Genomic DNA, 7,483 nt, shown 5'->3' with positions numbered 1-7,483 from the left:
GCCTATACCCGTTTACATTACGGCGCTTACAGGTATTGATGATAACATGTTGTTGGATGCCCCAACTTTTGATGATGTTGCTTTACAGATTTATCAGTTATTAAACGATAAGGTTTTTGTGGCGCACAATGTAAACTTCGATTATTCCTTTTTGAAGCATCATTTGGCAGCTGCAGGATATGATTTACAATGCAAAAAGCTGTGTACGGTAAGGTTGAGCAGAAAACTAATTCCTGGCAAATCTTCATATAGTTTRGGAAAACTTTGTACAGCCTTGCAGATTCCGATTCAAAACCGACACCGGGCAGCGGGAGATGCAGATGCAACAAGTATCCTATTCAATTTATTGCTAGAATACGATCAGGAAGGCATAATTGCGGAAATGCTGAAGAAAACATCAAAAGAGCAGGCTTTACCGCCGCACTTAGATAAAGCTTCGATTCTGAGGTTACCTCATCAACCTGGTGTATATTATTTTAAAGATAGTAAGGGCAAGATTATTTATGTTGGAAAAGCTAAAGACCTTAAGAAACGCGTAACCAGTCACTTTACAGGCAATACACCTAACCGGCAACGCCAGGATTTTTTACGCACGATTCATCATGTAGACCATGTAATCTGTGGTACCGAATTAATGGCACTCATTTTAGAAGCCAATGAAATAAAACGGCTTTGGCCTGAAAACAACCGGGCAATGAAGCGTTATGAGCATAAATATGATTTATATGTTTTCGAAGATCAAAACGGCTATTTGCGCTTAGCGATAGATAAACATAAAAAAAACAATAACGCTTTTCAGAGTTTTAACAGCTTATTGGAAGGTTATAATTTCTTAAACCAACTTGTTGATAAATACCAGCTTTGTGCTAAGCTCTGTTACCTGCAAAAAACGGCCACTAAATGTTATGCACACGAAAATGGGCAATGTTTTGGTGCCTGCAGCGGAATAGAAACTGTAAGTGTTTATAATAAAAAATTAAACACAGCATTGGCCGATATCCAGAAACAACAACCAAGTTTCGCATTGGTGGATGAGGGCAGAAAAGACAACGAGTTTAGCTGTTTGGTTGTAGAGAATGGAAAATTTTATGGAATGGGCTACTTCACCGATAAGAACTATCTTGCTGACGGTCTGGCGCCAATCAAAAATGATCTTTCTATCTATCAGTCCAACAGTTATATCTTAAATTTAATTCTGAACTACGCGGAACAACACCCACAGAAATTGTATAAATTGTAACGTTTAACTACACGCCATGGATTCATCAATATTTATAGCTCATTGCCTATCTTTTGATGAAGTTATTGAATTGCCACATTTCGAAAAAACTTCCTTCCGGGTAAATAAAAAGATCTTTGCTACGCTAAATACCCAGAAAAAGCAGGCAACATTTAAATTATCAGCAATTGATCAGTCTGTTTTCTGTGATTTTGATCGGAACAGCATATGGCCAGCTAGCGGGGCTTGGGGCAAACAAGGTTGGACAATTTTTGACCTAACAGCATTAACAGACGAAATGCTTATCGATGCACTTACACTTTCTTATTGCAATGTGGCCTCAAAGGACCTTTCAGAAAAGTACAAAGCTTAAGTACAATTCTTAACATTATGAGCTGAAATACCCTTAAATGCCGTGCATGGCAAGAATTAGTACAATAACTTCACTAACCAGTTAAGCCCATAAGATTATAAAACGCAGGCTAATAAAGTACTATGCTTCACAAGGCGCAATATTGCCGCAATGCGTTAACCATATAAGGAATAGAAGAAAATATAAGCTAATCACGATAACCTGAATTGTCTCAAACAGCCCTGTTAATTTTCTTTTTTAGCAAGGACAACTCTATAGCTGCTTACCTATCTTTACTTACATCAAATATAAAACGTTATGACAAAATCACTTTGGATAAACCTTCCGGTAAAAAACATTAACCAGTCAAAAGCATTCTTCACGCAACTCGGTTTTACGCTTAACCTCCAGTATGGCGCCCGCGAAGATTCGGCGTGCTTTTTAGTAGGAGAAAGTAATTTAGCGATTATGCTTTTTGAAGAGGCTTTGTACGAAGGGTTTGCAGGAACCAGTATTGCCGATAAACGCAATGGCGGCGAAGTATTATTCTCCTTTGATGCAGAAAGTCCGGAGGAAGTAGATGATCTGGCTGAAAAAGTTGTAGCTGCCGGTGGCACACTTTATGGCGAGCCCGGTTATAAAGACGGCTGGATGTATGGCTGTGGTTTTGTTGATCTGGATGGACAAAGATGGAGTATTCTATATATGGATATGAGCAAAATGCCCTTGGGTTAATTTTATTATTTAAAAATAAATTAAAATTTGCGTAAGCAATTACTTACATTTATATTTGTAAGCAATTACTTACGCAATTAATTTTATGAGAAGAGATGTATTTCAAGCCATTGCCGATCCTACCCGAAGAGAAATCATCAATCTAATTGCGCATAACACCTTAAATTTAAATGCGATTGCCGAAAATTTCGACATGAGCCGACCTGCCATTTCACAGCACATTAAAGTTTTAACAGAATGTGGTTTAGTAGAAGTTACCCAACAAGGCCGTGACCGGTACTTTAACATACAATTTCAAAAATTAGCAGAAGTATCTAAATGGGTAGAACAATACCGTATTTTTTGGACAAGCAAATTAGATGCTTTAGAAATACACTTATCAAAAGACACTAAATCAAAATAAAGATGAAAAACGAACCAGTTATTGTAGAACGGGTGTATAATGCGCCTATCGAAAAAGTTTGGAAAGCTTTAACCGACAACAATGAAATTAAACAGTGGTATTTTCAATTGGAAAACTTTAAACCCGAAGTAGGCTTTAAGTTTGAGTTTTCTGGTGGACCGGATGATGGTCCTCAATATTTACATCTCTGCGAAATAACAGAAATTGTTGAGGGCAGGAAACTCGCCTACAGTTGGCGGTATGACGGTTATCCGGGTAACTCTGTTGTAAGCTGGGAGTTATTTGAGCAAGGCGAGCAAACAAGGCTGAAATTAACACATAGTGGTATAGAAAGCTTTGCTGAGAACGGCCCTGACTTTGCCAAAACAAGTTTCAATGGCGGCTGGACTTATTTCGTTAATGATGCACTTAAAAATTATTTGGAACCAGGAGCGTAATTCGCCCGTTTCGTCATTCTGAGAAGTCAGTTTCAGGAAAAACAAAGGAGTTTGAATGACAGATTTAGTCGATTCGTCATTCTCAACTTGATTGGGAACCACGAAGTGCTCATCGAAGATAATCTTAATGCTTTAGCTTGATTTGTAAGTTGCTTTAAGATTCCCACCTGCGTGGGAATGACGACCATTCTAAAAAACAAATACTGGTCGTAGCAACTAGCTACGACCTAAAAGCACCTATACCTCTTCTAAAGCCGATTTTATGCCTGCATAAATATAATCGAGATCTTCATCGCTGATTACATACGGTGGGAGGATATAGATAATATTGCCCAATGGCCTCAATATAATTCCCTTATCTAAAAAGTACGCATACAATAAATTACGCAGATTACTTAAATAAGAGGTTTCATTGCCAGTCTCCCACTCTATTGCAATAATTGTTCCCGTTTGCCTAATTGCTTTAACTTTAGGATGTGCTTTAATTTCTTCAAGAAAAACAGCATGTTTGGCTTCTACACGCTTAATATTCTGAAGTGTTTCGCTTTTTAACAGAATATCTAAACTCGCTAAAGAAGCTACACAGGCAATAGGATTCGCTGTAAAAGAGTGTCCGTGGTAAAGTGTTTTTAATTTATCGTCACTTAAGAATGCTTCAAAAATCTCCTTCGTACAGGTGGTTACCCCTAATGGCATTGTTCCACCGGTTAAACCTTTGCTTAAACAAATAATATCAGGCTTGTTAGTTAATTTCTCGCAAGCGAAATAAGTTCCTGTTCTACCGAAACCTGTCATCACTTCATCAGCAATGGTTAAAATTGCTGCATCTTTACAGGCAGATAAAAGTTGATCCAAATATTTAGCTTCGTACATCAACATCCCGCCCGATCCTAGAATGAGTGGTTCGAAGATAAAACAAGCGGTATCTTTAAGATTCGAGATATGAGATGTTAGATATGAGATGTTATTTTCGTTTGGCAGATCGATAAACTCGACATCAAACAATAGACTGTTAAAAGCATCGGTAAAAATACTGCGGCCGCTAACAGACATGGCGCCAAAAGTATCGCCATGATAGGCATTTTTAAAGGCTAAAAYCTTCGTTTTTGGCGTGCCCTTATTGTCCCAGTACTGCAGGCACATTTTTAAGGCTACCTCTACTGCTGTTGATCCGTTATCGGTATAAAAAACTTTATCCTGTTTGCCAGGCAATATAGGTAAAAGCCTTTCTGCAAGTAGCACAGCGGGCTCGTGCGTAAAACCTGCAAAAATCACATGTTCAAGCACATTGAGCTGTTCGGCTACTTTTTGTGCAATATAAGGGTGTGAATGACCATGAATGTTCACCCACCAGGATGAAACCGCATCGATATACCGTTTACCATCCTCATCAAAAACGTATACCCCCTCGCCCCTAATAATTGGGATATGAGGAAGTGCATTTTTCATTTGGGTATAGGGATGCCAGATTACCTTTTGATCGCGTTCAGTTAAGTTGAGTTTAGAATCTGGAGTATGGAGTTTGGACGAATCGGGCATCATGATTATAATATAACTGAATATTGATTTTTTAGAAGTTGGCCTACGGTTTTATCTGTTTTAAAGGTAATATCCTCAATATTTAAATCTTCAATTTTCACCCACCTGAAAGCCTGAAGAATTTCACCTTCTCCATCGAAATCGTAAATAACATCTTTAAAGGTCAGCTGCAAAGGAGCTTTTTCTTTAACAATATAATACACACTAATTACCTGGCTATCGTTAAATGACGATTTTTCAAAAAAATCTGTAGTATAAAAATGAGATAATACTTCAATTTCAGCATCGCATTCTTCCACAAACTCACGTTTTAATCCATCGATTAATCCTTCGCCAAGTTCTAAACCGCCACCTGGAAACTTACTGAAACGAAAGCCATATTCTTCCTCATCACTTACCAAAACCTCATTATTTTGGTTAATTAACAATCCATAGACCCTAACATTAAAGTAGCTCATTTTCGAAATGCTTTTTATTTTTAATTACTATTTCTGGTGTCCATACAATTTCCTTTTTAAAGGCCTCTGCCCTCACTGGGCATTCACTCATGTGGCAATAATGGCAACATTCAGGCAAGCATGGATCTGCATGAATAAAGAGTTCTGCTTTGCGAAAGCCGTTTTTATTGATCAGTTCATCAATCTGCGAGATTTCGCGGTGAACTTTATTTAAGTCAAAATAATAAGGCAATGTTACATGGCAATCGATATGAAATTCAGGGCCATATTGCTGGGTACGCAGGTTGTGCACATCAATCCATGGGTTGTGCCTGTTCTTTTGTAAAACATCTACTACTTCTTCAACAAGTGTAAAATCACTTTCATCCATTAATCCACCCACCGAACCACGGGTAAGTTTATAACCAGAATAAACAATGTAAAAACCTACCAAAAAAGAAAGCAGGCTATCTAGCCAAATAATATTTGTTAGCTGAATTAATATTAAACCAACAACAATCGCCGCGCTGGTGTAGGTATCAGTTAACAAATGTTTACCATCAGCCTGCAATGTAACCGAATGCTCATCTTTACCTACATTGATGAGGTATAGGCCCACAATCAGATTAATCAGGCCCGTGATGCCAATAATCAGCGTTCCTGTTAATAGTTCCCCTACCAAATGAGGATAGATAAGGTTGTACGAAGATTTGAAAATAATAACCACTCCTGCGATCAAAATCAATATCCCTTCTACAAAAGCCGAGAAAAACTCAACTTTTCCATGTCCATAAGGATGATTTTCGTCGCGGGGTTGTGTGCTTAGGTAAATGCTATAAAAGGCAAAACTCCCTGCTATTACATTTACAATACTCTCTGCTGCGTCTGTTAAGATGGCGTTTGATCCCGTAATAAAGTACGCAACAAACTTGGCCAACATCAGCACCACACTCACCACCAGAGAAATTATTATAGCTTTCTTTTTTACCGACACCAGGATATTTTTTTCAAAAATACGCTTATCGAATAAATTAAATGAGAAAAACTATGTCTTTTTTAGTGCAGAATAATATTTGGTTTATATATTTGCGCTCAAAGTAATTAACCATGAGCACCTTATCCAAAAGAATCAACAGTCTATCTGAATCCGCAACCCTTAAAATGACCAAACTTGGTCGCGAGCTAGCGTCTAAGGGCATTAACATCATTAGTTTAAGCGTTGGTGAACCCGATTTCAATACACCCGATCACGTAAAAAATGCAGCTAAAAAGGCATTAGATGAAAATTATACACGTTATTCGCCGGTACCGGGCTATCCAGACCTGCGCCAGGYAATCGTAAACAAGCTAAAAACAGAAAACAACCTGGACTATGATATTTCTCAGATCGTGGTTTCAACAGGTGCAAAACAATCTTTATCGAATGTTATTTTAACTTTGATTGATCCTGATGATGAAGTAATCATCCCTACTCCTTACTGGGTTTCTTACTCAGAAATGGTAACCCTTGCAGAAGGAAAATCTGTTTTTATCGATACCGATATTGAAAGTGATTTCAAAATCACTCCTGCGCAATTAGAAGCAGCCATTACGCCGAAATCGAAATTATTCATGTTTTCTTCGCCATGTAACCCAACAGGTTCGGTTTATAGTAAAGAAGAATTAGCAGCGCTGGTTGCCGTTTTCGAAAAACACCCTAATATCTACATCTTATCTGATGAGATTTATGAGCATATTAACTTTGTTGATAAACATGAGTCTATTGCTCAATTCGACAGCATTAAAGACCGTGTAATCATTGTTAACGGTTTCTCTAAGGCTTTCGCCATGACAGGCTGGAGATTAGGTTATATTGCCGCTAATAAAGAAATTGCAGCAGCTAACGATAAATTACAGGGACAAACCACTTCTGGAACCTGTTCTATTGCGCAAAGAGCAGGAATTGTTGCTTACGAGCAAGGTTTAGCCAGTGTTTTAGAAATGAAAGAAGCATTTTTGCGCCGTAGAGAATTGGTTTACAATTTATTAAACGAAATCCCAGGTGTAAAAACAAATCTTCCTGATGGTGCTTTCTACYTTTTTCCAGAAATCAGTTCGTTCTTCGGTAAAAAAGATGCTGACGGAAATGTAATTAAAGATTCTTCAGACCTGGCTTTATATCTATTAAACGTTGGTCACGTAGCAACTGTTGGTGGCGATTCGTTTGGTAACAACAACTACATCCGTTTATCTTATGCAGCATCTGACGAGAGTTTGGTTGAAGCATTAAGAAGAATTAAAGAAGCTTTAGGTAAGTTAGCCTAACAAGTTTTCAGTTAACCGTTTGCGGTTAGCAATATCATCATAAAAATCCATGTTAAT

At 37.9% G+C, this 7,483-nt stretch carries 9 protein-coding genes; 6 read left to right on the top strand and 3 right to left on the bottom strand.

The window, feature by feature from the left end; translation table 11 throughout:
• The 5 genes from AC1DPQ_RS12145 to AC1DPQ_RS12125 form a co-directional block, all read left to right on the top strand.
• Positions 1 to 1,240, top strand: a 1,240-nt coding sequence (locus tag AC1DPQ_RS12145) for an exonuclease domain-containing protein (protein WP_477609472.1), incomplete at its 5' end; no start/stop codon positions are given.
• A 16-nt stretch (positions 1,241 to 1,256) separates the two neighbouring features.
• A complete protein-coding gene (locus tag AC1DPQ_RS12140) occupies positions 1,257 to 1,592 on the top strand; it encodes an MmcQ/YjbR family DNA-binding protein (protein ID WP_477583231.1) in 336 nt (111 codons plus the stop codon).
• Positions 1,593 to 1,889: 297 nt separating this feature from the next.
• Positions 1,890 to 2,306 carry a VOC family protein gene (locus tag AC1DPQ_RS12135; RefSeq protein WP_477583229.1) on the top strand — a complete coding sequence of 139 codons (417 nt, stop codon included), beginning with the start codon at positions 1,890 to 1,892 and terminating at the stop codon, positions 2,304 to 2,306.
• Positions 2,307 to 2,391: 85 nt separating this feature from the next.
• Positions 2,392 to 2,709 (top strand): ArsR/SmtB family transcription factor, encoded by a 318-nt coding sequence (locus tag AC1DPQ_RS12130; protein WP_477583228.1) that lies wholly within the window; start codon positions 2,392 to 2,394, stop codon positions 2,707 to 2,709.
• 2 nt (positions 2,710 to 2,711) lie between these two features.
• Complete coding sequence (locus AC1DPQ_RS12125; protein WP_477609470.1) at positions 2,712 to 3,146, top strand: SRPBCC family protein; 435 nt, start codon at positions 2,712 to 2,714, stop codon at positions 3,144 to 3,146.
• Positions 3,147 to 3,383: 237 nt separating this feature from the next.
• Here AC1DPQ_RS12125 and bioA read toward each other — a convergent pair whose 3' ends face one another.
• From bioA to AC1DPQ_RS12110, 3 genes are read right to left on the bottom strand one after another with little or no spacing between them, the layout of a single operon-like run.
• On the bottom strand, positions 3,384 to 4,688 hold the full coding sequence (gene bioA / locus AC1DPQ_RS12120) for an adenosylmethionine--8-amino-7-oxononanoate transaminase (RefSeq protein WP_477609468.1): 1,305 nt from the start codon (positions 4,686 to 4,688) through the stop codon (positions 3,384 to 3,386).
• 2 nt (positions 4,689 to 4,690) lie between these two features.
• Positions 4,691 to 5,143, bottom strand: a complete 453-nt coding sequence (locus AC1DPQ_RS12115) for an NUDIX domain-containing protein (protein ID WP_477583478.1) — start codon at positions 5,141 to 5,143, stop codon at positions 4,691 to 4,693.
• Positions 5,130 to 6,116 carry a cation diffusion facilitator family transporter gene (locus AC1DPQ_RS12110; RefSeq protein ID WP_131031170.1) on the bottom strand — a complete coding sequence of 329 codons (987 nt, stop codon included), beginning with the start codon at positions 6,114 to 6,116 and terminating at the stop codon, positions 5,130 to 5,132. The genes AC1DPQ_RS12115 and AC1DPQ_RS12110 overlap by 14 nt, the downstream gene beginning before the upstream one ends.
• Before the next feature lie 113 nt (positions 6,117 to 6,229).
• On the opposite strand from AC1DPQ_RS12110, the gene AC1DPQ_RS12105 reads away from it, so the two are divergent.
• Positions 6,230 to 7,426, top strand: a complete 1,197-nt coding sequence (locus tag AC1DPQ_RS12105; RefSeq protein WP_477609466.1) for a pyridoxal phosphate-dependent aminotransferase — start codon at positions 6,230 to 6,232, stop codon at positions 7,424 to 7,426.
• The last annotated feature ends 57 nt before the right edge of the window (positions 7,427 to 7,483 follow it).

The sequence above is a fragment of the Pedobacter sp. 01T416_2 genome (assembly GCF_056398925.1).
The sequence above is the reverse complement of the archived record's forward strand: the minus strand, read 5'-3'. Positions and strand labels throughout refer to the sequence as shown.

What these genes read in the sequence shown, in the direction of transcription:
- AC1DPQ_RS12140 (WP_477583231.1), top strand. Translation starts at nt 1,257, where the DNA reads ATGGATTCATCAATATTTATAGCTCATTGCCTATCTTTTGATGAAGTT.
- AC1DPQ_RS12135 (WP_477583229.1), top strand. Translation starts at nt 1,890, where the DNA reads ATGACAAAATCACTTTGGATAAACCTTCCGGTAAAAAACATTAACCAG.
- AC1DPQ_RS12130 (WP_477583228.1), top strand. Translation starts at nt 2,392, where the DNA reads ATGAGAAGAGATGTATTTCAAGCCATTGCCGATCCTACCCGAAGAGAA.
- AC1DPQ_RS12125 (WP_477609470.1), top strand. Translation starts at nt 2,712, where the DNA reads ATGAAAAACGAACCAGTTATTGTAGAACGGGTGTATAATGCGCCTATC.
- AC1DPQ_RS12115 (WP_477583478.1), bottom strand. Translation starts at nt 5,143, where the DNA reads ATGAGCTACTTTAATGTTAGGGTCTATGGATTGTTAATTAACCAAAAT.